This is a genomic window from Thermodesulfovibrio sp. Kuro-1, assembly GCF_006538445.1.
Lineage (GTDB): Bacteria > Nitrospirota > Thermodesulfovibrionia > Thermodesulfovibrionales > Thermodesulfovibrionaceae > Thermodesulfovibrio > Thermodesulfovibrio yellowstonii.
In genome coordinates this window covers 183,389-208,501 of record NZ_BJKS01000001.1, presented here as the reverse complement: position 1 = coordinate 208,501, position 25,113 = coordinate 183,389, and the positions used below count along the sequence as shown (strand labels likewise).

The following is a 25,113-nucleotide window of genomic DNA, read 5'->3' as shown; positions in this document are numbered from 1 at the left end:
GTTAACTAAATGTTCTGTTATAATGTTCATATGAAACTTTAAGGGAATGTTATGACGCCAGAACAACAGGCAAGAGAAAGGATTGATAATCTTCTTGAAAAAGCTGGTTGGGTTGTTCAGGATTATCGTAGAGTAAATCTTAGCGATTCCTTAGGTGTTGCTGTTCGTGAATTTCCCTTGAGTGAGGGCATCGCTGATTATCTACTCTTTGTAAATAGGGTTCCTGTTGGTGTCATTGAGGCAAAGCCTGAAGGGACAACCCTAAGCGGAGTTGCAGAACAAACTGCGAAATACATATTAAACCCTACCAACAATCTTCCGATAATATTAGAAACCCTGCCCTTTGCTTACGAAAGCACAGGTACAGAGACATTTTTCAGGAATTTAAAAGACCCTGAACCACGCTCAAGAAGAGTATTTGCCTTTCATCAACCAAAAACATTGCTTGAATGGTTTAATGAAAAAGATACCTTAAGAGGCAGACTGAAAAAGATGCCGCCACTATACACTCAAGGACTGAGAGAGTGTCAGATTGAAGCAATCAAAAATCTTGAGAAGTCTCTTTCAGAAGACAGACCAAGGGCACTTATACAGATGGCATCAGGTGGAGGGAAAACCTTTACAGCCGTGAGCTTCATCTATAGACTTATCAAGTTTGCAAACGCGAGAAGAGTTCTTTTCCTTGTTGACAGAAGCAATCTTGGCAGACAGACAAGAAATGAGTTTCAGCAATACATAACACCTGATGATGGACGAAAATTTACAGAACTCTACAATATTCAGCATCTTACCTCAAACACCATTGACCCTGTAAGCCGTGTATGCATCACTACCATTCAGAGACTCTATTCAATGCTCAAGGGAGAGACAGAGTTTTCCCCTGAACTTGAAGAATTTTCAGGTTTTGAATATCCTTCAGCAGATGAACCAAAGGAGATATCCTACAACCCTCAGATTCCTATAGAGACCTTTGATTTTATTGTTACAGATGAATGCCATAGGTCAATTTACCATATATGGCGACAGGTTCTTGAGTATTTTGATGCCTATATCATTGGACTTACAGCAACGCCCTCAAAACAGACGCTCGGATTTTTTAATCAGAATCTTGTTATGGAATACAGCCATGAAAGAGCAGTTGCCGATGGAGTGAATGTGGGATATGACGTTTATCGCATAAAGACAGAGATTACAGAGAAGGGGAGTAAAGTTGAAGCGGGCTTTTATGTTGACAAAAGAGATAAATTAACAAGGCAGCTTAGATGGGAACAGCTTGATGAAGACCTTGAATACACTCCCTCCCAATTAGACAGAGATATTGTTGCACCAGACCAGATAAGGACAATTATAAAAACCTTCAAGGAGAAATTATTTACAGAACTTTTTCCTGGAAGGACAGAAGTCCCAAAGACCCTTATCTTTGCAAAAGATGATTCCCATGCAGAAGACATTGTTCATATTGTGAGAGAGGAGTTTGGAAAGGGAAATGACTTCTGTAAAAAGATTACCTACAGGACAACAGGAGAAAAACCCGAAGACCTTATAGTAAGCTTCAGGAACTCCTATAATCCAAGGATTGCTGTGACAGTTGACATGATTTCCACTGGCACAGACATAAGACCCCTTGAATGCCTCATTTTCATGAGGGATGTAAAATCACGTGTTTATTTTGAACAGATGAAGGGAAGGGGTACGAGGGTTATTTCCCCTGATGACCTTCAGGCTGTTACACCCGATGCCCTTCATAAAACACATTTTATTATTGTAGATGCCGTTGGTGTATGTGAGAATGATAAGACAGACTCCCGCCCCCTTGAGAGAAAAAGAAGTATTCCCTTTGATAAGCTGATTCATTCAGTAGCTCTCGGAAACAGGGATGAAGATACCCTCAGCTCGCTTGTAGCCCGTTTGAGCAAGCTTGACAGAGAACTTAATGAAAAGGACAGAAGGGAGATTGAAGCTTTAGCAGGTGGAAGAAAAATAAAAGAGATTATTAACAGGCTTATTGATGCCATAGACCCTGACAAAAAGATTGAAAAGGCAAAGGAGATATTTAATACGGATAATCCCTCTAATGAGCAAATAAAGAATGCCTTAGAGAATCTTGTTGATGAGGCATGCAAGCCCTTTGATAACCCTGACCTAAGAGAGATACTCATTACAATAAAAAAGAGGAATGAACAGATTATTGATACAATAAGTAAAGACAGGGTCATACTTGCTGGATTTGATGATTCTGCTAAGGAGAAGGCAAAGACAATCATAGATACATTCAAGAGATTTATTGAAGAAAACAAAGACGAGCTTATTGCTATTGAACTTCTTTACAAAAAGCCCTATGGTAGAAGGCACATAACCTATGAAGAGATAAAGAGGCTTGCCGATGCAATTCAGAAACCACCCTATTACCTTACAACAGAGCTTGTATGGAAAGCCTATGAGCAACTTGAAAGGTCAAAGGTCAAAAAGGCAGGTCCTCAGAGACTGCTTACAGATATAATCTCCCTCCTCCGCTTTACTCTCGGCAGCACCGAGTTTCTTGAGCCCTTTCCAGAGATAGTTGAGGAGAGATTTAGCGATTGGCTAAGAGAACAGCAACGCTCTGGCAAAACCTTTACACCTGAACAACTTGAATGGCTCACAATGATAAAAGACCATATAGCCACCTCATGCTCCATAGAATTAGAAGACTTTGATTACGCCCCCTTTTACGAAAAGGGCGGACTCATGAGATTCCACTACCTCTTTGGGACAGAATCTGATATAATTTTAGAGGAATTAAATGAGGTATTGGTGGGATGAAAGTATATGATAGAAAGAGAAATTGAGAGATTAATAATAATGCCCAAAAGAATTATTGAGAGCTCTTCAAAGGAGTTTAGTGAAGAATATCAACACTTCAGAAGGGATTTTAAACTCCAATCTATTGATGGAAATTATAAATTCAGGATGTTCATAAGAAAACACAAGGAATTTCAGGAAAATTTTTCCATAGGACTTGATCTTCTTCCCTCTCCTGATAAAGGAATGCCTTTAATTAGGTGTAATGGACCTCATTATGTGACCGAAGACATCTTAAAACCTTCTCCTCATTATGATTATCACATTCATATGATAAAAAATGACGATATTGAAAAGGATATTCGTAAACTCTCTTTTGCTGAGATAACTGATAGATATAATTCTTATAAAGAGGCTCTTGATTATTTTATTAAAAGGACAAATATTATAAACGCTAATGATTATTTTGATTTTCAAAAGAGTTTATTTGGTGACTTATGAGAGAAATACTGGAGATACTTCAGAAACAATGTAGTCAGAAGATTGGTTTAAGAGAAAAAAGACCTAATGTCTGGCAGGTTTTGATACCTTTTTATCATGAAGATGGAGATATGGTTGAGGTCTTTATTACTCCACTTGGAAATAACCTCTTTAGGATATCAGATTATGGTTTAACATTAATGAGATTATCATATTCATATGACATTGATACACCGAATAAAGAACGTATATTTAACTCAATAATTTCATCATATAATATACAGAACGAGAGAGGAATTTTATTTCTTGATACAGAATTAGAACATCTTTATCCTGCATTAATGCAATTTATAGGCGTTATATTAAAAGTAAGTAATATGAAACTTTATAAAAGAGAGGTTATCCAGAGCCTCTTTTTTGAGATGCTTGATGATTTTGTTTTTACAAATCTTGCTCAATATGAACCGAAAAAAAACTTTCATCCTTTACCTGATATGCCTGAGTATGAAGTAAATTATTGTTTTAACCACAGTAGAGTTCCAGTTTATCTTTTTGGTGTGAATAATTCATCAACAGCGAGGTTAACAATAATCTCCTGTCAGAAATTTATTATAGAAAAGTTAAAGTTCAGAAGTGTTACTGTTTTGGAAAGCCTTGATTGTCTTAGCAGGAATGACCAGAAAAGACTAATGACTGCTGTTGATAAAGTTTTCCCAGAATTCACAGAGTTTGAGAAAAATGGGGTGGATTATATAAGGAGGGAGATGGAAATCTTGGGGTGAGGGGGGAGTAATATGTCATTTTTTAGATATCCCAAGGGCTCTGAATGGCGTAAGTGGGATTTGCATGTACATACTCCAGCATCTGTATTAAACAACCAATTTGACGGTATAAATGATGACGAAAAGTGGGAAAAGTATTTGGAAAAATTAGAATCTCTTACAGATATTTCTGTAATAGGATTAACTGATTATTTTTCCATAGAAGGATACAAAAAAGTAAAGGAATATAAAGATGCAGGCAATTTGAATAATATTGAGTGTTTACTGCCTAATGTAGAAATTAGAATCATTCCTGTAACCTCTACTGATTCTCCAATCAATTTGCATATAATTTTTTCGCCAGAAATTGTTGATGATCTTGACAGTAAATTTTTTTCAAGCCTTGAATTTAACTATCAAAATGAGGTCTATAAGTGTATCCGAAACGATCTAATAAAACTTGGAAGAAAATATAGAAATGACAACAGTCTTCAGGAAAATATTGCATATAAGATTGGAATTGAACAATTTAAGGTTTCTTTTGAGAAAGTAGAAGATATAATAAAGAAAGATAAGGCGTTGCGTGATAATTCAATAATTGTTGTATCAAACAGAAGTGGAGATGGTGCATCGGGAATTCAACATTCAAGCCTTGCTGCTACAAGAGAGAATATATACAGATTTGCTGACTGTATTTTTTCATCTAATCCAAATGATAGGGACTATTTTTTAGGGAAAAAAAGTGATAATTCAGACGTGATAACTAGAAAATATGGTAGATTGAAACCATGTATTCATGGATCAGATGCTCACAAAATCATTGAAATATGCTATCCTTGTATAAAGAGAAGTGAACCTGGTCATAATTGCAACAATCAATCGAATTGTTTATTAAGATATTGCTGGATTAAGGCTGATCCTACATTTGAAGGTTTAAAACAGATAATTTATGAGCCTGAGGAGAGGGTTTACATAGGCGAGGAGTCTCCACAAAAAATAGAAAGGAATAAAATAATTAAATCAATTACTATTTCTAATTCGAATAAGTGGTTTGACAGCAAACCTATTTTATTAAATGATGGTTTAGTCAGTATCATTGGAGGAAAGGGAACCGGTAAAACCGCTATTTTAGATTTAATTGCGTACGCAGCAGGAAGTTACAAGTGTTATGAGAAAGATGAGAATAAATCTAAGTCATTTTTGAAAAGAGCATTTAGAGATTTAAAAGGAACGAAAATAAAACTCGAGTGGGATGATGGAAGTTCTGTTGAAGAAGAGATTAAAGACAAATTGGAAGAATTCGATAAAGAAGGCAAAGTAAGATATTTGCCACAAGATTATGTTGAGCAACTATGTTCAGAAGTTGGTAAAAATGAACTTGAAAGGCAAATTGAAGATGTAATTTTTCAGAATATACCATCGGAACTTAAGGCAACATACGTAAATTTCAAAAGTTATAAAGATGCTCAATTGAAGATTATTCATAGCAATAAAGAAAGAGTCACTAAACAGATACAGAGCATAAATGTGCAAATATATAACTATAATGATTTAATTAACTCTAAGCCTTCCAAAGAGGAAAATATTAGAAAAGCTAAAGAAGAAATAGAAAACTTAGAGAATGAAATTAAGAAAATATCTGATGCTATAAAAGATTCTGATGAACAAAAACAAATTCTCCAAAAAATTCAATCTCTTACAGAACAAAAGTCAAACCTTGAGAAGACAATCTCAGAAATTGAAAGTAAGCTATTAAAAATAAAGGAGATAAATAATAAGGTATCTAACTTCCATGAGGATTCTAAAAAATTCTTAAATGAATTGAAACTTGACTTTTCGGCTGTAGGAGTTACTAAAGATCAAATTGATGAAATAAAGATTGTTTTATATCCTGAAGATTTAGAGCAGATACTGATTGCCAGGAAAAAACTTCTTGAAAATGATATAGAAGAAAAAAAAGAAGAATTAAAAGTAGTTAACACTAATTTTGAAAAAGAAAAAGATAAATTAGCACTTGAGAAATCAAAGCAGAATAAAATTGAAGAAATAAATAAGTCTTTATCAGAACTGAAAAAAAAGAGAGAATCTTTAATTTCTGATATACAAAAAATAGAAACTGCTGAACATCTTTTGCCACAATTATTAAAGGAAAGAGAAAATATTTTTATAAAGTTCTTTGAACTATTATTTGAGGAAAAAGATGTTCTTAAAAATATTTATTCGCCGTTAGAGAAAGTCTTAAAGGCAAGCGGAGAAATAAACGAAAAATTATTTGATTTTACAGTTAAATTTGATTTTGACTTAAACTCTATGTCAAGTGATGGGCATGAATTGATTGATTTAAGGGCAGATGGGGTGTTTCGCCAATCAAGACCTGAGGCGCTTAAAGAAAGATTAGAAGAGTTGAAGTTTAATTTAGATTTAGAAGGTGAAAAAATATCGGATAGCAATAAGGAATCTATCAGAAGATTTTTAAAAGAGGTTGAGGAGTTATTTACTAAAAATGATAGAACCCTTGCCTCTCAATTAAAAAAAAGAAGATATATTGAACTAGATTTTTATAATTGGCTCTATTCAACAAAATACTACAATATTAGTTATTCAATTAAGTTTAATGATATTGAGCTTAATCATTTATCGCCGGGCTTAAAAGGATTAGCACTTATTATCTTATTTTTAGAACTTGATCAGGAAGATAAAAGACCTATTCTAATAGATCAGCCGGAGGAGAATCTTGATAATAGGTCTGTTTATCATACGCTCGTTAGATATTTCAGGAATGCCAAGAAAAGAAGACAGGTAATTATTGCCACACATAATCCCAATCTTGTTGTGAATACAGACTCAGAACAAGTTATCGTGGCTAATTTTGATAGAGGTTTAGAAAGTCAGGAATCAAGAGTTTCCTATGTCAGTGGTTCTCTTGAAAATACATTTAAAGATGATGCATCAAATCTTCTATTAGAGAAACAGGGTATTAGAGAGCATGTCTGTGAAATATTAGAAGGTGGGAAGGATGCTTTCGAGAAAAGAGAACAGAAATATGGATTTGCATGATGAAGTTTCTAAAACTCTTCCAAATGGCTGGGTGTGGACGAGGTTGGGGGAGGTTGTAGAAATCTTAGATAATAAGAGGATACCTGTTAATACGGATGAGAGAGAAAAAAGAATTTCTGGTAAATCTCCGTCAGAATTAATACCTTACTATGGTGCTACAGGACAAGTTGGTTGGATTGATGATTATATATTTGATGAAGAACTTGTTTTATTAGGGGAAGATGGAGCTCCTTTTTTTGAGCCTACAAAAAACAAAGCATATATCATCAGAGGAAAAAGTTGGGTAAATAACCATGCACATGTTTTAAGAGGAATTAATGGAGTTATTTTGAATTCTTTTATATGTCATTACCTAAATATTTTTGATTATCATGGATATGTTACTGGTACAACAAGGCTTAAATTAAATCAATCATCAATGCAACAAATACCTATCCCTCTCCCTCCTCTCAATGAGCAAAAGCGGATTGTTGCGAAGATTGAGGAGTTGTTTACGAGGCTTGAGGCTGGAGTTGAGGCTTTGAAAAAGGTAAAGGCTCAGATTAGGCGTTATCGCCAGGCTGTCTTAAAGTATGCCTTTGAGGGCAAGTTGACTAATTCTTCATCCTGTCATTCCGAGCAAAGAAGTGGCGAAGGAATCTCAGAGATTGTCACGCAACCTTCAGTTGCTAACAATGACCTTCCTGAATTGCCTGAGGGGTGGAGATGGGTAAAGTTGGGGGAGGCAGCAGAAATTATCATGGGACAATCCCCTCCTTCCAAAACATACAATACTGTTAGAATTGGATTGCCATTTTATCAAGGGAAAGCCGAATTTGGTCTTATCTATCCAATTCCATCAAAATGGTGCTCAAAGCCCAAAAAGATTGCTGAGAAAAATGATATCTTACTATCTATCAGAGCACCAGTTGGTCCGACAAATATCTGTTTTGAAACTTCATGCATAGGCCGTGGATTAGCCGCAATTAGATTTGGAGGGCTTTATAAATTCCTTTTTTATTATCTGCGAAATGTTGAAAGAGAAATTAGTAAGATTGGAACAGGGAGCACATTTTCAGCAATCTCCAAATCCCAAATCTCAAATCTCAAATCTCAAATCTATTTATCCCCCTCCCCCTCTTCCAGAGCAGCAGCAGATTGTTTCAGAGATAGAGAGGCGATTTTCTGTGGTTGAGCAGATAGAAGGGATTGTTGACCAGAGTCTTAAGCAGGCAGAGAGGCTCAGGCAGAGCATCCTAAAGAAAGCCTTTGAGGGCAAGCTTGTGCCACAAGACCCTAATGACGAACCTGCTGAGAAATTGCTGGAAAGGATAAAAATTGATAAAGCAAAACAGACAAATAAAAATAAAATTAAATCTGTTAGAATAGGAATGTATGAATAAAAGAGCTTCAGAGTGGTTAAAACAAGCTGAGTATGACATAGATACAGCGAAATTTATGTTTAGTGGAGGCAGATATTTTTATGCTGTCTTCATGTGTCACCTATCTATTGAGAAGGCATTAAAGGGACTATATCAAGAAAAATTAAAAGAAATACCTCCAAAGGTTCATAATCTTGTTTATCTTTTAAACAAGATAGGTGTTAAACCACCTGAGGAAATTGGAAAATTTCTCGTAAAACTGAATGAAGCCCATGTGGTTACAAGGTATCCCGAGGATATAGAAAAACTTCAAAAACACTTCACCGAGCCTATTACAAAAGCTTTAATTGAGAAAAGTATTGAGGCACTTGAATGGAAAAAAAAGCAGTTTTAGAGATTATATATAGATTCAAAAAAGCCATAGAGTCTAAGGGAATAAAAGTGGATAGAATAATTCTTTTTGGTTCCTATGCTACAGGGACTTATCATGAAGGGAGTGACATTGATATAGTAGTTATATCTGAAGACTTTAGAGAAAAAAGTTACTGGGAAAGAATAGAGATTCTTTCCGATGCTATTTATGAGATATTTGAGCCAATTGAGGCTGTAGCTATGACACCTGAAGAGTGGGAAAGTAGGGATTCAATGATTGTTGATTATGCTGAAAAAGGAGAGGTAATTTAAAAGTAAACGACCAAAAAAGTCATGCCCAATGAATCTTCAACCATAGTACAACGATTATGGAATTACTGTAATGTCCTTCGAGATGATGGTGTAAGCTACGGAGATTATGTAGAACAGCTTACCTATCTACTCTTTTTAAAAATGGCTGATGAACAGACAAAGCCACCTTTTAATAAGCCTTCAATTATTCCAAAAGAGCTTGATTGGCAGAGCCTTATTGAGAGGGATGGAGACAGTCTTGAGGTTCACTACCGTCATATCCTTGAGAGTTTGGGAAAAGAAAAGGGCATGCTTGGAGTAATATTCAGAAAGGCTCAGAATAAGATTCAAGACCCTGCGAAACTAAAACGTCTCATAGAGCTTATTAATAATGAGACTTGGACTGGACTTGATATTGATATAAAGGGTGAGATATATGAGGGATTACTTCAGAAGAATGCAGAAGACGTCAAGGGTGGTGCTGGACAATACTTCACTCCGAGACCACTTATTAAGGCAATTGTAGAATGTATAAGTCCTGAGCCAGGACAGACCATTCATGACCCTGCCTGCGGGACAGGCGGTTTCTTGCTTGCTGCCCATGAGTACATCTCAAAGAATTATAGGCTGGACAAGGAACAAAAGAGATTTCTGAAATATAACACTTTTTCAGGTAGGGATATAGTTGATAGTGTTGTTAGACTCTGTGTGATGAATCTTTATCTCCATGGCATAGGTGGAGAGGAAAGCCCTATTGCTACAGGAGATTCCCTGATTTCTGATACAGGAGAGCGTTATGATATTATTCTTACAAATCCACCCTTTGGAAAGAAAAGCAGTATTACTATTGTAAATGGAGAGGGGAAGGCTGATAGAGAATCCCTCACTTATGAAAGGCGGGATTTTTGGGCAACTACATCAAATAAACAATTGAATTTTCTTCAGCATGTAAAAACTATCACAAAGATTAATGGAAAAGTTGCCATGGTTGTGCCTGACAATGTGCTTTTTGAGGGAGGTGCTGGAGAGACTATTAGAAGAAAGTTGCTTGCTGAATGCGATGTTCATACACTTTTGAGGCTTCCAACAGGAATATTTTATGCGCAAGGAGTAAAAGCAAATGTTCTTTTCTTTGACAGAAAACCTGCCAGTGAAAAGCCCTGGACAGAGAAACTCTGGATTTATGACCTGAGAACAAATATGCATTTTACACTAAAGACAAATCCATTGAGATATGAACATCTTGAGGATTTCATAAGGTGCTATAATCCTGAAAATAGAAGAAACAGAGAGGAGACAGAAAGATTTAGGGCATTTACCTATGAGGAATTAATTCAAAGGGATAAGGTGAGTCTTGACATTTTTTGGCTTAAAGATGAAAGCCTTGAAGACTCAGAAAACCTTCCTTCGCCAGATATACTCGCAAGGGAGATAACAGAAAATCTTCAATCCGCCCTTGAGCAGTTCAGCAGTATCTATGAGGAATTAGAAAACAGATAGTATTTTTAAATATTCTCTACCATCTCCCAGACGCCGCAGGGGCAGATTCCTACGCAGAAGCCGCAGGCAATGCATTTATTTTCATCTACTACGTATTCATATCTGCCATCGGGCTTTTCTACTCTGCTTATAGCACCCCAATAGCATGTCATCTCACACATGTGGCAGTCTCTACAAGAACCACAGGATAGACATCTTTCTGCTTCTTGTTCAAGGCTTGTTACAGCACGACATCTTTCATAGTAGTCAATTTTAACTTTTTCATAGGGTATTCTTGGTCTTAAATCTCTTGTTATTGGTGCATGCATGAGTTCTCCATGGAGATATTCTGCAAGAAGCCTTCCATGTCCTATTGCATGGGTTACAAGTCCAAGTCCTGTTACATCTCCTATGGCAAATACTTTTGGATTTGATGTCTGGAAAAACTCATTTATCACAACCCAGCCTCTCTCAGTATGAATCTGATGAGGAACAAAGTCTAAGTCAGGCATATCACCTATTGCAACTATAACGAAATCTGCATCTAAGCTTGTTCCATCAGTAAAATAGATTTTCTTTTCCTCGGGAACATATTTTTCTGTCACCTTAGGCCATATAATCTCTACTCCCCTTTGCTTTGCATATTGAAACTCAGCACCAAAGGCAGCTGGTTTTTGTATATCAACAGCGGTAACTGATGATGCACCACAAAGAAATGCTTCAACTCCTGTGTCCATTCCCACATTTCCAGCACCAATTATAACTACTTTTTTCCCCTTCAGGTCATAGGTCTTTCCTCTGTTTATATCTCTCATGAACTCATAGGCAGAAACTGTGTGCTCTGAGCCGGAGAAAGGTATTTTTCTTGGTTTGTGAGCTCCAACGGCAATTACTACAAACTCATATTCCTTTAAAATTTCTTCAAAAAGCTCTTTTGTCACTTTTGTGTTAAGCCTTATATCAGGAACAACTTCTTTGAATCTCTCTATTTCTTTATGAAGAATTTCTTTATTAAGTCTATGCTCTGGTATGCAAAGTTCTATTTTACCTCCAATTTTATCTGTTGCCTCATATATGGTAACCTCATGTCCCTTAAGGCTTAGTTGCCATGCCACAGACATTCCAGCAGGTCCTGCACCAATTACTGCTACTTTATGACCTGTAGGTTTTGGCTTCTTAGGTGCTGGAAGCTCCAGTGAAGCTTTACCGAACTCTTTGACCGATATTGGCATGTCAATTATGCCACGAGTGCATGCCTGCATGCATAGATTGGGGCATATCATTCCGCAGACAGTTGCAGGTAAGGGGCTATATTCAAGAACCATCTCAATGGCTTCTTTTACTTTTCCAAGCCTTATAAGTGCGGTTCTTTTATGAGTTGGTATGTGGGTTGGACAACTGTATGCACAGGGTGGTGCATACTTTTCATTTGCCCAAACTGGTTTATATCTACGATATTCACCTGTTACAATGTATGGGATTATCGTTGGTTCATGGTCAATGTATTCGGCAAAAATTCCTCCTTTGCCTACTTCCTTTTCCCAGTAGTTTTTTCTGAATTCTTCCATTGAGACTTTAAACCACCGTCTCTGTCTTCTTTCCTGAGGAGTATAGGGAATAAGCTTGTGCCATTCATTCGGGCTTTTTGTAAGTTCATCATAGAGTTCTACTCTCTCAATTGCTGTAAGATAGGGCTTTAAATGTTCACAGAGCCACTGCCAGTCCTGCTCAGTTATCTCAAGAAGTTTCACATCTCTTTCAGAATACCCGTCTATTCTCCCGCGGAAATAAATAACACCACCAACCATTCCAACACAGGGTCTGTATCCGAGAACACTTCTTGAATTACGGGGATTTACGCCGCACACTACAGCTATTCCTCCTGCCTTAAACTCAGCGAAAGAGTCTCCCACATCTCTTAGATACCATGACTGCGGTGGGTCAAAACGGGGATTGTGTTTTGTCATTGTGTCACAGCGGGCACCACCACTTCCCTGAACATATAGAATTCCCTGTGCAGCAGCATTCCATGCTCCGTTTGTAGCATCACCAAGCACTGTTATCTTAGCTCCACAGTTAAGCCATCCCACGTCATCGGAGACACCACCCTTTACAACTATCTCTGTTCCAAACATCCCCATTGAGCCGCATCTCTGCCCAACAGGACCTTCAATTGTAATCTTTATTGGCTCACCCTGAGGATATATTCTTCCGCCAATTCCGTGCTGTCCGTCTGCATATATATGAAGATTTCTTGCCCCATCCCTTACTGATTCCTGAATAAACTCCTCAAGAATTCGTGAGGGAACTCTTTTTCCGTTAATATTGCCGTATATGGTGACAGTTCTGTCATCAATCCATCTCACAGCATCTTGATAGGAAATCACTGATTCGTGTAAGCCAACTTTTGGCATTTCTTTTTGTTCTTTTTTCTTAGCAGGCATAGCTTATCTCCAACCTTTCTGCCATTGCTTTATCATCTATACTTAAACCATCAGACATTCCAATTGGAAGCTCTGTACTTCTTCCCATAGGTGCAAAAATTTTACGAAGCTCTACATCCGCAGCTTTGAATATCTCCACCACTCTTTCTGCTACTTTATCTGGGTCAAGACGTCTGTAAAGCTTAGGGTCTTGAGTTGTTATCCCTCTCGGACATTTACCAGTGTTGCATAGATTGCATCTATTATACTCATCTCCAAGACAATCAGCTGTTGCCTGCATTATGTATTTTCCTATTGCAACAGCTGATGCACCAAGCATTATAAGTGCTGCAGCATTTGCTGCAAGATTACCTTTTTTACCAATGCCTCCTGCAGCAATCAAAGGAAGTTCATTCTGTTTACCCTGCTTTACAAGGTCAAGGTAGCATTCTCTAATGTTTGATGCGATAGGATGTCCCATTTTATCAAGGGAGACATTGTATGCTGCACCAGTTCCACCGTCTTCTCCATCTATGCATAATGCAGCAGCATAAGGATTACGGGCTAAGTTGTTTAATACAGCTTTTGCTGTTTTTGTTCCTGAAATTTTTGGATATACTGGGATTCTGAATCCAAAAGCCATAGACATGGACTGAATCATCTTCATAACTGCCTCTTCAATAGAATACTTTGTCTGATGTGTTGGAGGAGAGGGAAGGTCAACATATTTGGGAACACCTCTTATTTCGGCAATAAGCTTAATTACTTTCGGTGCCATAAGAAGTCCACCATCACCTGGTTTTGCACCTTGACCGTACTTTATCTCTATTGCTGCTGGGTCTTCTGTCATGTAAGGCAATGTATGAATTATGCTATCCCATCCAAAATAACCTGAAGCAATCTGAAGGACAAAATATTTCACATATCTTGATTTAAGAAGTCTTGGAGGGAATCCTCCTTCACCAGAGCACATAACTACTGGAATTCCTTCAACTTCATTCAGATAAGCTACACCCATGGCAAGCCCTTCCCACATGTGAGGTGAGAGAGCTCCAATGGACATGCTACCAATCATTATGGGGAATATTTCTCTAACAGGTGGAATGAACTTACCTGAAGATTTATCAACAACAAGTTTACCATCTTCAACTTTGAGAGGTAACTCTTCTGGTGGTAAGATTCTTCCAATGTATGAGCGGACTCTAAATTCATGCCTTCCTGCATCTAAGGCAGGGTCAGTCAGCATGGATATTCTTGTAAATTTAATTCTGTCAAGAGTGGAAACTCCAGGGTCATTTCTTCTTCCACCCCTTTTGTATCCTTCACCGCCACGGTTTTTGTAAAAGAGAAATTTATTTTGAGGATTGTATTCAGGTTCAATGGCATTATTGGGACATACAAGGGCACACATGGCACAGCCTGTGCAATAGTTTTCCATGTTGTTAACCTGTTCAATCACATGAATGATTCTTCTTACAGGTCTTGGCTTAGGTGTGTCTCCCCCTGATTCAATAACCCTTGTGTATTTAACAGCAGGCTTTATTGCACCATTTGGACATACTGCTGTGCATTGACCGCAACGTTTGCAACGGTCTTCTCTCCATCTAACAATGTAAGGAAACTCTTTTATAGTTAATTTATGGTTATAGTCAAGCTTTAAGCCTGTAGCTGGTTCCATACCTTTACCTCCTTTGCATCAGGTGATACAATCACCATGTCATACTTCATTGGAAATATATCCTTTGATTTGTCTCTTTCAGGAATAACTTTATCAAGACCACAGAGTTCTGACATTAGGGCATATTTGCCCTTTACTCCTCCGACAACACCGGGTCTTAGCTTCTTTGCGTCCTGCACCATAAAGCATGTTCCATCAGGGATAAATCCTATAACCATGTTAGGTCCATCGATACATAAAGGTCTAAGTGATTGCTTTATTAGTGATAGTGCTTCTCTATCAGGTCTTTGTTCAATTTCCTGCCATTTGAGGGGGGTGATAACGTCTTTATAATATGTAAGCGGGAAACCGAGCCTCTTATTAGTGTAGTGAAGTATGTGGCAGAAAACTTCACTGTCTGAATTATATCCCATATAGCCCGGGAAACCTCTACTCATTAAGAATTCTCTTATGGGAACAAAGGCTGTATTTTCACCATTTGTCATTGTGCAGTAACCCTGTAAGAAAAAGGGATGACAGGCATAAAGATAAATTTGGTAGTTGGTGTTTTGTCTGCCCTGTGCAAAAATAACCTTTGCTTTAAGAATGTCTTTGTCAAGTCCAAAAAACTCGCCAATTTCAAGGGGGTCTCCCACTTCTTTAAGTGTGATCACATCAGGATAAAAAGAAAAAACGAAAATAGATTCATCAGCTTCACCCATTTTCCTAAGAGTTAATCTCGTGTTCATAAGAAGGTTTTCTTTTTCCCTAAACGATTTGTCCTTCCATTCATCAGGATAGTCATACACTGCTGCAAAATAATAATCTCTTTTTATAATTCCTTTCACAGGCTTAATTTTGGGTTTCCATTTATGGATGAGTTTAAAGCCTGTCTCTTCCATACAGGCATCAAGAATTTCTCTACCCTTTCTTGAACATATTCCTGAAAGGATAGGGTATTCCTTCAGGTCTTTAAACTCTCCTCCGAGATCTTTAAGAGTAAGCCCGAGCCCAGAGCCATCATGCCCTTCTTTCATTGTTTCAAGAGCAAGTATATTCTCCATCGGAGAAAAATATTTGGATGAAGTTATAGCTGCTAATCTACACATTCAAAATCTCCCTTCGGCAAATGGTTACCATATCATTAGAATATTACCAAAACAACATTTTTGTCAATGTTATTTTGCTTTGTATTAGGTTTGTTATCAGAATTTAATATTTATAATGTGTGAAATTTTGAAAATTACTATTCAAACTTTATCAAGTTTTTTCCTAATGTTTAAAATTTCATCCATGCCACTATTTGTCATTAAGTAAAATAATTGTTTTTTTAATTGGAAAAATTCAGATTTAAATCTAAGCTCTGATGTTCTTTCCCAAGTTTGCGGAAGATTGATTTCCTTTAATATTATCCCGGGATTTTTATCCAATACAATAATTCTATCGCATAAAAAAAGAACTTCTTCTATATTGTGAGAAACTATTATAAAACTTGTATTTTTTATTTCATAAATGTATCTCACAAGATGCCAACTTTTCAAAGCAGTTAAGGGATCAAGGGAACTAAAGGGTTCATCAAGCAACAGAATTTCTGGTTCTGGTATAAGCGCTCTACATAAAGCCACCTTTTGTTTAAGTCCTCCAGATAACTGATGGGGGAAATAATCTGTTTTATCTGACAGTTCCATTATATCCATTAAAGCATAGGCTTTATCAATAAAATTCATAATATTTGTGGTATTAATATTTTTCAATGCAAACATTATGTTCTCTTTTACTGTTAACCAGGGAAATATTCTATAATCTTGGAAAAGAAAACCAATTTTTAATGTTGGTTTTTTTATTTCCTCCCCATTAAGTTTTACCTTGCCTGTAGTAGGAGTTTCTAACCCAGCTATTATTTTCAAAAGAGTTGACTTTCCTGCTCCTGAGAAACCTATTAATCCAATAAATTCTTTTTTGTCTACTTTTATATTGATATCTCTTAAAATTTCTTTTTCTTCATATTTTTTGGATATATTTTCCAAAATCAGTTCCATTTAAGTTAACTCCCTTGAATTTTGTAAATATTTGAATAAACGAGGTTTTATAGATTTAAAAAGGAAATCTGAAAAAAGCCCAATGAGTCCAATAATAAACAAGTAACTAAATATTAAATCAGTCTGCAAAAATCTCTGTGCTTTTAAGATTCTAAATCCAAGTCCTTCATTAGCAGCAACAAGTTCTCCTACAATTAAATATGTCCATGCCCATCCAAGAGTAACTCTATAGATATCAAAAAGATTTGGTCTTATACCGCGTAAAATTATTTCAAATAGTATATCGTTTCTTGAATAGCCGAAAAGTTTGCCAACTTCAATGTAACCCCCAGGGAATCTTCTTATCTCATCTGAGACCATAACAAGAATTTGGACTATTGTACCTAAAAAAATTAAAAATATTTTCGAAAGTTCTCCAATTCCAAACCATGTTAGGGTCAGAGGTGTAAAAGCAGGTACTGGTAGATATCTGAAAAAATCATTAATAGGTTCAAGAAATTTAAAGTACTTATAATACCCAATTAATATACCCAATATTGTCCCAACAATTACAGCTATAGCCCATCCAATTAAGACTCTTATTACACTTACTGTAAAGTCTTTTAAGAAATAACCATGTATCCAGGATAATTTGAATGAAAGGAAGGTATTATATGGAGAAGGGAGAGCTATAGGGCTTACAAATAGGCTTAAAATTTTCCATATTATTACAAATATTGAGAAATATATAAAACACAATAAAAAATATTTGTAAAATTTTAAAAAGTTAATAGTCATTTTGTTTTACTCCTCTGAATAATTTCAGAGTCAATTGAGTTTGTTAAGTCTGGGATTTTTTCTATGCTTTTAATTTTTTGCAAGAATTCAGATATTAATTTTCCACTTATATAAAGAGAATAATTATTAGAATAATCGCTACTAAATGCTTTTATATTTTCATCATAGCCAAAGAGTTTAATTCCAGAGAGCATTTTTTTAAATTCTTCAGGCGGAACATTAACTACTTTAGCCATTATTGATGTAGCTTCATTCGGATTTTTATTAATAAAATCAACAATTTTAAACCAGCATTTACTTAATTTTACAAAAGCTTCTCTTTTTTTATTTAAACTTTCTGTCCGTGCTACAAGTAAATCAGGAACCAATCCTGGAGTATCCTTGCTGGAAGCAATTATATGCCCTTTTTTCTCGTTTAAAATTTTAGTAATCCATGGTTCCCAAATAGCAGCAGCATCAACTTTTTCTTGCATTAAAGCAACAGCAGCATCTTGAGTTGTCATGTTAATAATATTAATATCCTTGTCAGTTATTCCATTTTTGTTCAAAATATATAAAAGCAAAAAATGATCAATTGCTCCAACTTCAACTGCTATTCTTTTACCTTTTAAGTCACTGATATTTTTAATATCCTTTCTTGCAACAATTGCGTCATTCCCAAAAGAGTTATCATTTACGAGAATGATTTTTAGAGGAATTCCTTTTGCTAAAGAAGGTATGGTATCACTTAGAGTTTGGGAATTTGCATCAAGATTTCCTGTAGCTAATGCATTTATTGAATCACTATATGTATTAAACCAGACAAGTTCAACGTTTACACCTTCCTCATCAAAGAAACCTTTTTCTTTTCCAATATACCATGCCACCCATCCAGGCCAATCACTGACTCCGATTTTAATTTTTTCTGATTTTGAAGTTGATTTGCAGGATAAAGCTGTAAAAAGCAGTATTACGATTATCCCAATTATTAAATATATTCTTCTCATGATTTTCCTCCTATTTATAATGGTCTTACAGGATTTCCTTCTTTAAGTCCTATTTTTTTAATAGCCAGCCCACACATTACTTCTAATATTAATCTTGACGCAAATAATGACGTTATTCCTCCATTGTAAGAACTATTGTCACTGACATCATAAGTTGGAGCTACCTCAACAAGATCAAATCCAAATTTTTCTATATTTAATTCTTTTGATATGAGTCTTATCATGGCATAAACTTCTCTTGTTAATAATCCACCAGGTTCTGGTTCACCAGTTCCAGGGCATATGCTGGGATCCATTACATCAACATCAAATGTAAGCCAGATAGCATCTGTTCCATCCAACGCTCTTTCAATAGCTTCTTCAGCGACCTTTCTGTATCCAAGTTCCCATACATCAAAAGATGTAAACCATTTCATACCTATATCTCTCATCCATTCAAAAGTTTCTTTTTCAGGCCAGAATCCTCTTGGACCAATTAAAGTATAATTTTTGCCATCCAATATTCCTAAATCCCAAATTCTTCTAATATGTGCGCCATGGTCAAATTCAAAACCACATAAGCCTTTATCTGCAGTATCAGCATGACAATCAAAGTGAATTAATCCAACTTTTTTGTATCCTTTTGCTTCCGCCCATCCTTTTACATTTGCTGCTGTTATAGAGTGATCTCCTCCGATTATAAATGGACATATTCCATGTTTTGATATTTCAAATATCTTCTTTTCAAAGCTTTGTAGTGTGCCGAGTGTATCACCAGGAATTACCTGAATATCTCCATGATCCACTACTATAAATATTTCAAATGGATCAACTCCTACTTCTATGTTAAAATGCGAGTAAGGCGGAGATGGCACTGTTGAAGCAGTTCTTACTGCTCTTGGACCATATCTACTGCCAGGACGTATAGTTGTTGCCATATCCAGAGGTTCTCCAAGAATTACAATATCAGGTTTGATTTTTAAGAGTTCTTCCATAGATTGAATATACGGAAGTTTAAGAAAAGTAGGGATTCCCATAAAAATAGGTTCATTAATGTTTTTAAATTTTTCTCCATAAAAAAATTTCCCTCTACTTTCTGTCATCAGGCTTTCCTCCTAAAAAATTTTTTTAGACTGTTCAAAAACTTGTAATTTATTGAAAATCAATAAACTACAAGCACTTTTATTTTTCAATTACCTCCAATCTGTCATTCCAAGCCTTTCTCTAATGTCATTCCGAGCCGAAGGCGAAGAATCTCCTCTTTTCTAAATTAAGGAGGAGATCCTTCGGGCTCTGCCCTCAGGATGACCCTTTTCGGGTCAGATTCCTCAGGGTCATGGAGACCCCTCGGAATGACAGTTAGTAATTGAAGAACCTCAATTTTTTTATTTATTTTTTTTAACTGCAAAATATATGCCTAAAACAAAACATTTGAGATATAATGGTTTTTAGCTACCTTGTTAGAAACAAAAATTGTGTAGTACGACAAAAATGTAGAGTCTTAGTATTTTCTAATTTTTAAAGCAGGTCTATTTAGAAGGGTATTTCTGAGTATTGTCCAAATCTTCTGGATTGTTTCATTTATGTCTAAGTTATTAAAGCCAAGCATTCGGACTATAATTCCTATGTCATGAAAAAGGGAACTGCTTGCCTTTACAGAGTTACAATTTTGGAGAATAAAATGAATTTTATCACTTAGAGTTCTATCTATTTTTTCAGAGGTGCAAATAAGTTGCCCATAAAAGGAATATTTTTCAAAAATACAAATGTTGTTAAGATTATTCTCAGGTCTTAAAGCTACATTATCATAAAAAATCAATTTGTTTTCATAAAAAATTTTTGTTTTTCTTTCAAAATAATCATAAAGAAAGGTTTCTCCTCTTTCAAATCTTCCAGGGAAAATTATTTCACCCATAAATAAAGTAGCACCTTTTTCAATTTTAATATCTGTTTCAGTTCTAAACTTACTCCCAGCAAAGGGAATATAAGGATCAGGAAAGTACTCAAGTAAAGCATTTTTACCTAAATGAAAACTTTCCTTTAAATACGCTTCTTTCTCCCTCATTTTGTATATTTTTGTTGCCGACTGGGTTGTAATGAATGCCTCTGATTTTGATGAGAGATTTATTTTTATATCATAATTGTCATTCTGTAATAAACCTCCTGAAGGATTCATTATGAAGATAAAAGCCTCACCTGAATCATCAAGATATAGAGATTTAGCGATTTTAAGAGGTGATTTAGCATAGCAATCCTTTATATAGGTTTTACCATCTTTACATTCTAATTCCAAGTAAAGGAAACTCTTTTGGTCAATCATGTTTGTCGTAAGTCTTCAAATAGTGCATTTTTTTTAATCCATTTAATAATTTCTTCCAAGCCCTTTTCTTTCTTTAAATCTGTAAAGACAAAAGTACGGTCTCCCCTCATTTTTTTTGCATCGCGCTCCATTATTTTTAAATCCGCACCTACCATAGGAGCAAGGTCAATTTTATTTATAACAAGAAGATCTGATCTGGTTATTCCCGGTCCACCTTTTCTTGGAATTTTATCTCCTGCAGCTACATCAATAACATAGATGAAAAAATCTACAAGTTCGGGGCTGAAAGAGGCAGCTAAATTGTCCCCTCCACTTTCAATAAATATGATATCAAGAAAGGGAAATCTCTCTATTAGTGATTCTACTGCTTCCAAATTCATAGAGACATCCTCTCTAATAGCAGTATGAGGACATCCTCCCGTTTCAACTCCTATAACTCTCTCTGCCGGTAATTTCCCATTTTTTATTAAAAATTCTGCATCTTCCTTGGTGTATATATCGTTTGTTACAACAGCCATTTCATATTCATTAAGCATTCTTCTGGTTAATTTTTCAATTAACATGGTTTTTCCAGAACCCACAGGTCCTCCTACACCTATTTTTACTGGTTTCATAACCACCTCCTATGACATAAATAATCTGCTGTAAAGTCTCTCATGGCACATACATCTTATTTCATATGCAGGAGCAAAGGCTCCTATATCCTCTTCTGACAATTCCATAACTTCCTTAGCAGTTTTAATCATTATTTTATGAAGAGAACATACAATCTTTTGGGCTTCTTTTTGTCCTAAAGGTAAAAGTTTTAAGGCAACTGATATGAAATTAATAACTGTGTTATATATGAATAGAATCAATGAATGAAATTGAGGGATTTCTAAAACAGATGTTACCATTCCATACACAGAAGAATGATTTCCATGAGCCTCTCCATGTTTTACTCTTTTTGAGTATTGTTTTATAAATTTGTTTTCCCATAATTCAACTGCAACAGAGAGTAAAGTTTTCCCCATCTTTAGACTTGCTATTTTAGTCTCATAAGCTGACTTTGTAGCTGTTAAAGTTTGGTCAACTCTTATTACAGACTCAATATCTTCAATAGCTGTATATCTGTGAATTAGATATAGGGCAAGAAAATCTGAGTATTTTAAAATTTTTTCAACGATTGTAGTTAAAAATTCTCTCAAATCCTCTCCAGATTTTATGAGTCCTTCTTGTACATAGGTTTCAAGACCAAAAGAGTGATGGAATCCTCCTACAGGAAAAAAAGAATCACCTAATTGAAGAGAGAGGATAAAAGCTTTAGTGGTGATGATGTCCTGAGAGTTGCAAAGCATGTGGTGGTTTCCTCTTAACCTTTTCAATTTTGAAGTTAAATTTTTTCAGATAATTCCATAATAGAGATTCAAAAGGAGTAAAAACTATATTTTCTCTCTCATCAATGAAGATAGAAACATGTCTATTTCCAAGAATATAGCATATATGAGCCATCTCTTTCATATTGTCAGGTTTTATCGATATTAGTTCTATAGGTTGGATTTCGAGAATTATCACTTTATTTTCATCAATATAAATAATATCTCCATCTTTAATCTGCTCTCCTTTTTCAAAACAAATAGCGATTTCTGTACCCTTATCTGTTCTACCTCTTATCAATCTTTTCCCTCTATCAGTGTAATGAAGAAATAATCGCTCTAATGTCCTGCTTCCTATATCAAAGTCTTCTATGTTTCCTATTATTTTGTTTACTATCATGTTGTTTATTATCATGATTAAAATAAAAAGTATCTTTGAGCAAGGGGTAATTGTTTTGCAGGTTCTGATTTTATTAGTTCGCCATTAACTCTTACTTCATAGGTTTCAGGGTCAACTTCAATTTTATCAATTACGTCATTGTGAATCATGCTTTTTTTTGTTATATTTCTACAATTACTAACAGGTAGTATTTTTCTTTGCAGTTTTAGCTTTTCTGCTATTCCATTTTCAAAGGCAAATTTTGAGACAAAGGTAATACAAGTGGTATAATTAGCTTTTCCATATGCTCCAAACATTAATCTACTTATGAATGGCTGAGGAGTAGGAATGGATGCATTAGGATCACCCATCTGAGCTGCGATAATCATTCCTCCCTTGATTATTATCTCTGGTTTTACTCCGAAGAAAGCAGGTTTCCAAATAACTATGTCTGCTATTTTACCCCTCTCTAAGGAACCTACGTACTTTGAAATTCCATGAGTTATAGCGGGATTGATTGTATATTTTGCTATATATCTTTTAACTCTAAAATTATCATTATCTCCCTTCTCCTCAGGTAAATGTCCTCTTTCTTTTTTCATTTTATCTGCTGTTTGCCAAGTTCTCATTATAACTTCACCAACCCTTCCCATTGCCTGGGAGTCTGAACTCATCATACTTAAAATTCCCATGTCATGTAAGACATCCTCTGCTGCTATTGTTTCTGGTCTTATCCTGGAGTCTGCAAATGCAACATCTTCAGGAATTTTACTATTTAAATGGTGACATACCATTAGCATATCAAGATGTTCTTCAATAGTATTAACTGTATAAGGCATAGTTGGATTCGTAGATGAAGGAAGAACATTCATAAAGGAAGCTATTTTAATTATATCTGGAGCATGTCCTCCACCAGCACCTTCTGTGTGATAGGTATGTATTGTTCTTCCATTAATTGCAGCTATCGTATCCTCTACAAAACCTGATTCGTTTAAAGTATCTGTGTGAATTGAGACTTGCACATCAAAAGTATCAGCGACAGAAAGAGATGTATCAATTGTAGCTGGCGTTGTTCCCCAGTCTTCATGAAGTTTTAGTCCTATAGCTCCAGCTTTAATTTGTTCAATAAGAGGTTCTGGTGAGGAAGCATTACCTTTTCCAAGAAATCCCACATTAACAGGAAATTCTTCTGCAGCTTCAAGCATTCTGTGGATGTTCCAGGTGCCTGGAGTACAGGTTGTAGCTTTTGTGCCAGTAGCAGGTCCTGTTCCACCACCAATCATTGTAGTAATACCTGAAAAAAGAGCAGTTTTAATCTGTTGAGGACATATAAAATGAATATGAGTGTCTATTCCTCCAGCTGTTGCAATTAAACCCTCACCTGATATTACTTCAGTACCAGCACCAATTACTAAACAAGGATCGACTCCCTTCATTATGTCTGGATTACCAGATTTTCCAATTCCTGCAATTATTCCATCCTTTATTCCTATGTCGGCTTTAACTATTCCCCAGTAATCAATGATTATCACATTTGTTATAACAAGGTCTAATGTGCCTGTTATACTACTTACTTTTGAGCACTGTCCCATTCCATCCCGAACAACCTTTCCGCCACCAAATTTACATTCCTCTCCATAAACAGTATAATCTCTCTCTATCTCAATTATTAACTCTGTATCGGCAAGCCGAATTCTGTCTCCTATAGTAGGACCAAAAAGTTCAGCATATTCTTTTCTGCTAATTTTTAAACTCATAATTAATCCTCCTTTATAAAACCTTCATTTTTTGCTTTTTTTATACATTTTTCCTTTCTGCTTTTCCCTATAACGCTTCCTTCAGTAAGTCTGTTTAGACCATAAACAGATTTAAATCCTTCAATTGATACAAGGCTGATTTTCTTCTGTTCTCCCGGTTCAAATCTTACAGCTGTTCCAGCAGGAATATTCAGTCTCATTCCGAATGCTTTTTCTCTTTCAAATTTAAGACCTCTATTTACTTCAAAAAAATGGAAATGAGACCCAACCTGTATTGGTCTGTCACCAGTGTTACTTACAACTAGCTCTATAGTTTGTCTGTCAGTGTTGCAAATTACAGGATCATCTTTTAGAATATACTCTCCTGGTATCATCTCTTCCCTCCTATCTAATGGGATTATGTATTGTTACAAGCTTTGTTCCATCGGGAAATGTTGCTTCTACCTGAACTTCGTCAATCATCTCAGCTACTCCTGGCATTACATCTTCTTTACTTAAAATTTTAAACCCCATACTCATAAGTTCTGCTACTGTTTTTCCCTCTCTTGCACCCTCTAAAATCTCTGAGGTAATTAATGCTACAGCTTCAGGATAATTTAGCTTTAATCCTCTCTCTTTTCTTGACTTTGCCAATTGAGCAGCAACATAAATCAAAAGTTTTTCAATCTCTCCTGATGTTAAATGCATAAAAGCCCTCCCTTCTAATTAGAGACTGTTCAAAAACTTACAAATGCTTGAAAATCAAGCATCTGTAAGCTATCATTTTTTGTCTTTACCCCCAAATTAACAAACTCCTTATAAAGCATTCTTTCATGTATTCTCAATATGTTAAAATCCTTAAATCTCTCTTTGATGGAGG

At 35.6% G+C, this 25,113-nt stretch carries 23 protein-coding genes; 9 read left to right on the top strand and 14 right to left on the bottom strand.

Annotated elements, in window-relative coordinates; genetic code table 11:
• Positions 1-51 precede the first annotated feature (51 nt).
• The 9 genes from FLY87_RS01060 to FLY87_RS01020 are packed head-to-tail and all read left to right on the top strand — an operon-like array spanning position 52 to position 10,603.
• The gene (locus FLY87_RS01060; protein ID WP_012546856.1) at positions 52-2,802 is read left to right on the top strand and encodes a type I restriction-modification enzyme R subunit C-terminal domain-containing protein; all 2,751 of its coding nucleotides are present in this window, start codon (positions 52-54) and stop codon (positions 2,800-2,802) included.
• A 6-nt stretch (positions 2,803-2,808) separates the two neighbouring features.
• Positions 2,809-3,282: a hypothetical protein gene (locus tag FLY87_RS01055; RefSeq protein ID WP_012545772.1), complete on the top strand. Its 474-nt coding sequence runs from the start codon at positions 2,809-2,811 to the stop codon at positions 3,280-3,282.
• Positions 3,279-4,043 (top strand): DUF1828 domain-containing protein, encoded by a 765-nt coding sequence (locus FLY87_RS01050; RefSeq protein WP_012546132.1) that lies wholly within the window; start codon positions 3,279-3,281, stop codon positions 4,041-4,043. Before FLY87_RS01055 ends, FLY87_RS01050 begins: the two co-directional genes overlap by 4 nt.
• Positions 4,044-4,055: 12 nt before the next feature.
• Complete coding sequence (locus FLY87_RS01045) at positions 4,056-7,079, top strand: TrlF family AAA-like ATPase (RefSeq protein WP_012544913.1); 3,024 nt, start codon at positions 4,056-4,058, stop codon at positions 7,077-7,079.
• Positions 7,066-8,253: a restriction endonuclease subunit S gene (locus tag FLY87_RS01040; RefSeq protein ID WP_200855665.1), complete on the top strand. Its 1,188-nt coding sequence runs from the start codon at positions 7,066-7,068 to the stop codon at positions 8,251-8,253. The genes FLY87_RS01045 and FLY87_RS01040 overlap by 14 nt, the downstream gene beginning before the upstream one ends.
• Complete coding sequence (locus FLY87_RS01035; protein ID WP_200855664.1) at positions 8,246-8,461, top strand: hypothetical protein; 216 nt, start codon at positions 8,246-8,248, stop codon at positions 8,459-8,461. The genes FLY87_RS01040 and FLY87_RS01035 overlap by 8 nt, the downstream gene beginning before the upstream one ends.
• Positions 8,454-8,834 carry a HEPN domain-containing protein gene (locus FLY87_RS01030; RefSeq protein WP_012545820.1) on the top strand — a complete coding sequence of 127 codons (381 nt, stop codon included), beginning with the start codon at positions 8,454-8,456 and terminating at the stop codon, positions 8,832-8,834. Before FLY87_RS01035 ends, FLY87_RS01030 begins: the two co-directional genes overlap by 8 nt.
• A complete protein-coding gene (locus FLY87_RS01025; RefSeq protein ID WP_012546474.1) occupies positions 8,813-9,124 on the top strand; it encodes a nucleotidyltransferase domain-containing protein in 312 nt (103 codons plus the stop codon). Before FLY87_RS01030 ends, FLY87_RS01025 begins: the two co-directional genes overlap by 22 nt.
• 21 nt (positions 9,125-9,145) lie before the next feature.
• Positions 9,146-10,603 (top strand): class I SAM-dependent DNA methyltransferase, encoded by a 1,458-nt coding sequence (locus FLY87_RS01020; RefSeq protein WP_012545613.1) that lies wholly within the window; start codon positions 9,146-9,148, stop codon positions 10,601-10,603.
• A 5-nt stretch (positions 10,604-10,608) separates the two neighbouring features.
• On the opposite strand, the gene FLY87_RS01015 is transcribed toward FLY87_RS01020, so the two are convergent.
• From FLY87_RS01015 to ureA, 14 genes are all read right to left on the bottom strand, one after another.
• The gene (locus FLY87_RS01015) at positions 10,609-13,026 is read right to left on the bottom strand and encodes an FAD-dependent oxidoreductase (protein WP_051345845.1); all 2,418 of its coding nucleotides are present in this window, start codon (positions 13,024-13,026) and stop codon (positions 10,609-10,611) included.
• Positions 13,016-14,683, bottom strand: a complete 1,668-nt coding sequence (locus tag FLY87_RS01010) for a glutamate synthase-related protein (protein ID WP_028842517.1) — start codon at positions 14,681-14,683, stop codon at positions 13,016-13,018. The genes FLY87_RS01015 and FLY87_RS01010 overlap by 11 nt, the downstream gene beginning before the upstream one ends.
• On the bottom strand, positions 14,662-15,771 hold the full coding sequence (locus FLY87_RS01005; RefSeq protein ID WP_141266129.1) for a glutamate synthase: 1,110 nt from the start codon (positions 15,769-15,771) through the stop codon (positions 14,662-14,664). Before FLY87_RS01005 ends, FLY87_RS01010 begins: the two co-directional genes overlap by 22 nt.
• A gap of 141 nt (positions 15,772-15,912) precedes the next feature.
• Positions 15,913-16,701, bottom strand: a complete 789-nt coding sequence (locus tag FLY87_RS01000; RefSeq protein WP_141266128.1) for an ABC transporter ATP-binding protein — start codon at positions 16,699-16,701, stop codon at positions 15,913-15,915.
• Positions 16,702-17,478 carry an ABC transporter permease gene (locus FLY87_RS00995; protein ID WP_141266127.1) on the bottom strand — a complete coding sequence of 259 codons (777 nt, stop codon included), beginning with the start codon at positions 17,476-17,478 and terminating at the stop codon, positions 16,702-16,704.
• Complete coding sequence (locus FLY87_RS00990; protein WP_141266126.1) at positions 17,475-18,464, bottom strand: ABC transporter substrate-binding protein; 990 nt, start codon at positions 18,462-18,464, stop codon at positions 17,475-17,477. The genes FLY87_RS00995 and FLY87_RS00990 overlap by 4 nt, the downstream gene beginning before the upstream one ends.
• Before the next feature lie 14 nt (positions 18,465-18,478).
• Complete coding sequence (locus FLY87_RS00985; RefSeq protein WP_141266125.1) at positions 18,479-19,546, bottom strand: agmatinase family protein; 1,068 nt, start codon at positions 19,544-19,546, stop codon at positions 18,479-18,481.
• Positions 19,547-19,944: 398 nt separating this feature from the next.
• Entirely contained in the window at positions 19,945-20,763 is an 819-nt protein-coding gene (locus FLY87_RS00980; RefSeq protein WP_141266124.1) for an urease accessory protein UreD, read from the bottom strand.
• Positions 20,760-21,377 (bottom strand): urease accessory protein UreG, encoded by a 618-nt coding sequence (gene ureG, locus FLY87_RS00975; RefSeq protein WP_141266123.1) that lies wholly within the window; start codon positions 21,375-21,377, stop codon positions 20,760-20,762. The genes FLY87_RS00980 and ureG overlap by 4 nt, the downstream gene beginning before the upstream one ends.
• A 9-nt stretch (positions 21,378-21,386) precedes the next feature.
• On the bottom strand, positions 21,387-22,100 hold the full coding sequence (locus tag FLY87_RS00970) for an urease accessory protein UreF (protein ID WP_141266122.1): 714 nt from the start codon (positions 22,098-22,100) through the stop codon (positions 21,387-21,389).
• A complete protein-coding gene (locus FLY87_RS00965; protein WP_181405954.1) occupies positions 22,066-22,518 on the bottom strand; it encodes an urease accessory protein UreE in 453 nt (150 codons plus the stop codon). Before FLY87_RS00965 ends, FLY87_RS00970 begins: the two co-directional genes overlap by 35 nt.
• A 17-nt stretch (positions 22,519-22,535) precedes the next feature.
• Positions 22,536-24,254, bottom strand: a complete 1,719-nt coding sequence (gene ureC / locus FLY87_RS00960; RefSeq protein WP_141266120.1) for an urease subunit alpha — start codon at positions 24,252-24,254, stop codon at positions 22,536-22,538.
• Between the two features lie 2 nt (positions 24,255-24,256).
• Positions 24,257-24,628 carry an urease subunit beta gene (locus FLY87_RS00955; protein ID WP_141266119.1) on the bottom strand — a complete coding sequence of 124 codons (372 nt, stop codon included), beginning with the start codon at positions 24,626-24,628 and terminating at the stop codon, positions 24,257-24,259.
• A gap of 10 nt (positions 24,629-24,638) precedes the next feature.
• A complete protein-coding gene (gene ureA, locus FLY87_RS00950) occupies positions 24,639-24,941 on the bottom strand; it encodes an urease subunit gamma (protein WP_141266118.1) in 303 nt (100 codons plus the stop codon).
• Positions 24,942-25,113: the final 172 nt, after the last annotated feature.

What these genes read in the sequence shown, in the direction of transcription:
- FLY87_RS01060 (WP_012546856.1), top strand. Translation starts at nt 52, where the DNA reads ATGACGCCAGAACAACAGGCAAGAGAAAGGATTGATAATCTTCTTGAA.
- FLY87_RS01055 (WP_012545772.1), top strand. Translation starts at nt 2,809, where the DNA reads ATGATAGAAAGAGAAATTGAGAGATTAATAATAATGCCCAAAAGAATT.
- FLY87_RS01050 (WP_012546132.1), top strand. Translation starts at nt 3,279, where the DNA reads ATGAGAGAAATACTGGAGATACTTCAGAAACAATGTAGTCAGAAGATT.
- FLY87_RS01045 (WP_012544913.1), top strand. Translation starts at nt 4,056, where the DNA reads ATGTCATTTTTTAGATATCCCAAGGGCTCTGAATGGCGTAAGTGGGAT.
- FLY87_RS01040 (WP_200855665.1), top strand. Translation starts at nt 7,066, where the DNA reads ATGGATTTGCATGATGAAGTTTCTAAAACTCTTCCAAATGGCTGGGTG.
- FLY87_RS01030 (WP_012545820.1), top strand. Translation starts at nt 8,454, where the DNA reads ATGAATAAAAGAGCTTCAGAGTGGTTAAAACAAGCTGAGTATGACATA.
- FLY87_RS01025 (WP_012546474.1), top strand. Translation starts at nt 8,813, where the DNA reads ATGGAAAAAAAAGCAGTTTTAGAGATTATATATAGATTCAAAAAAGCC.
- FLY87_RS01020 (WP_012545613.1), top strand. Translation starts at nt 9,146, where the DNA reads ATGCCCAATGAATCTTCAACCATAGTACAACGATTATGGAATTACTGT.
- FLY87_RS01015 (WP_051345845.1), bottom strand. Translation starts at nt 13,026, where the DNA reads ATGCCTGCTAAGAAAAAAGAACAAAAAGAAATGCCAAAAGTTGGCTTA.
- FLY87_RS01010 (WP_028842517.1), bottom strand. Translation starts at nt 14,683, where the DNA reads ATGGAACCAGCTACAGGCTTAAAGCTTGACTATAACCATAAATTAACT.
- FLY87_RS01005 (WP_141266129.1), bottom strand. Translation starts at nt 15,771, where the DNA reads ATGTGTAGATTAGCAGCTATAACTTCATCCAAATATTTTTCTCCGATG.
- FLY87_RS01000 (WP_141266128.1), bottom strand. Translation starts at nt 16,701, where the DNA reads ATGGAACTGATTTTGGAAAATATATCCAAAAAATATGAAGAAAAAGAA.
- FLY87_RS00995 (WP_141266127.1), bottom strand. Translation starts at nt 17,478, where the DNA reads ATGACTATTAACTTTTTAAAATTTTACAAATATTTTTTATTGTGTTTT.
- FLY87_RS00990 (WP_141266126.1), bottom strand. Translation starts at nt 18,464, where the DNA reads ATGAGAAGAATATATTTAATAATTGGGATAATCGTAATACTGCTTTTT.
- FLY87_RS00985 (WP_141266125.1), bottom strand. Translation starts at nt 19,546, where the DNA reads ATGACAGAAAGTAGAGGGAAATTTTTTTATGGAGAAAAATTTAAAAAC.
- FLY87_RS00980 (WP_141266124.1), bottom strand. Translation starts at nt 20,763, where the DNA reads ATGATTGACCAAAAGAGTTTCCTTTACTTGGAATTAGAATGTAAAGAT.
- ureG (WP_141266123.1), bottom strand. Translation starts at nt 21,377, where the DNA reads ATGAAACCAGTAAAAATAGGTGTAGGAGGACCTGTGGGTTCTGGAAAA.
- FLY87_RS00970 (WP_141266122.1), bottom strand. Translation starts at nt 22,100, where the DNA reads ATGCTTTGCAACTCTCAGGACATCATCACCACTAAAGCTTTTATCCTC.
- FLY87_RS00965 (WP_181405954.1), bottom strand. Translation starts at nt 22,518, where the DNA reads ATGATAGTAAACAAAATAATAGGAAACATAGAAGACTTTGATATAGGA.
- ureC (WP_141266120.1), bottom strand. Translation starts at nt 24,254, where the DNA reads ATGAGTTTAAAAATTAGCAGAAAAGAATATGCTGAACTTTTTGGTCCT.
- FLY87_RS00955 (WP_141266119.1), bottom strand. Translation starts at nt 24,628, where the DNA reads ATGATACCAGGAGAGTATATTCTAAAAGATGATCCTGTAATTTGCAAC.
- ureA (WP_141266118.1), bottom strand. Translation starts at nt 24,941, where the DNA reads ATGCATTTAACATCAGGAGAGATTGAAAAACTTTTGATTTATGTTGCT.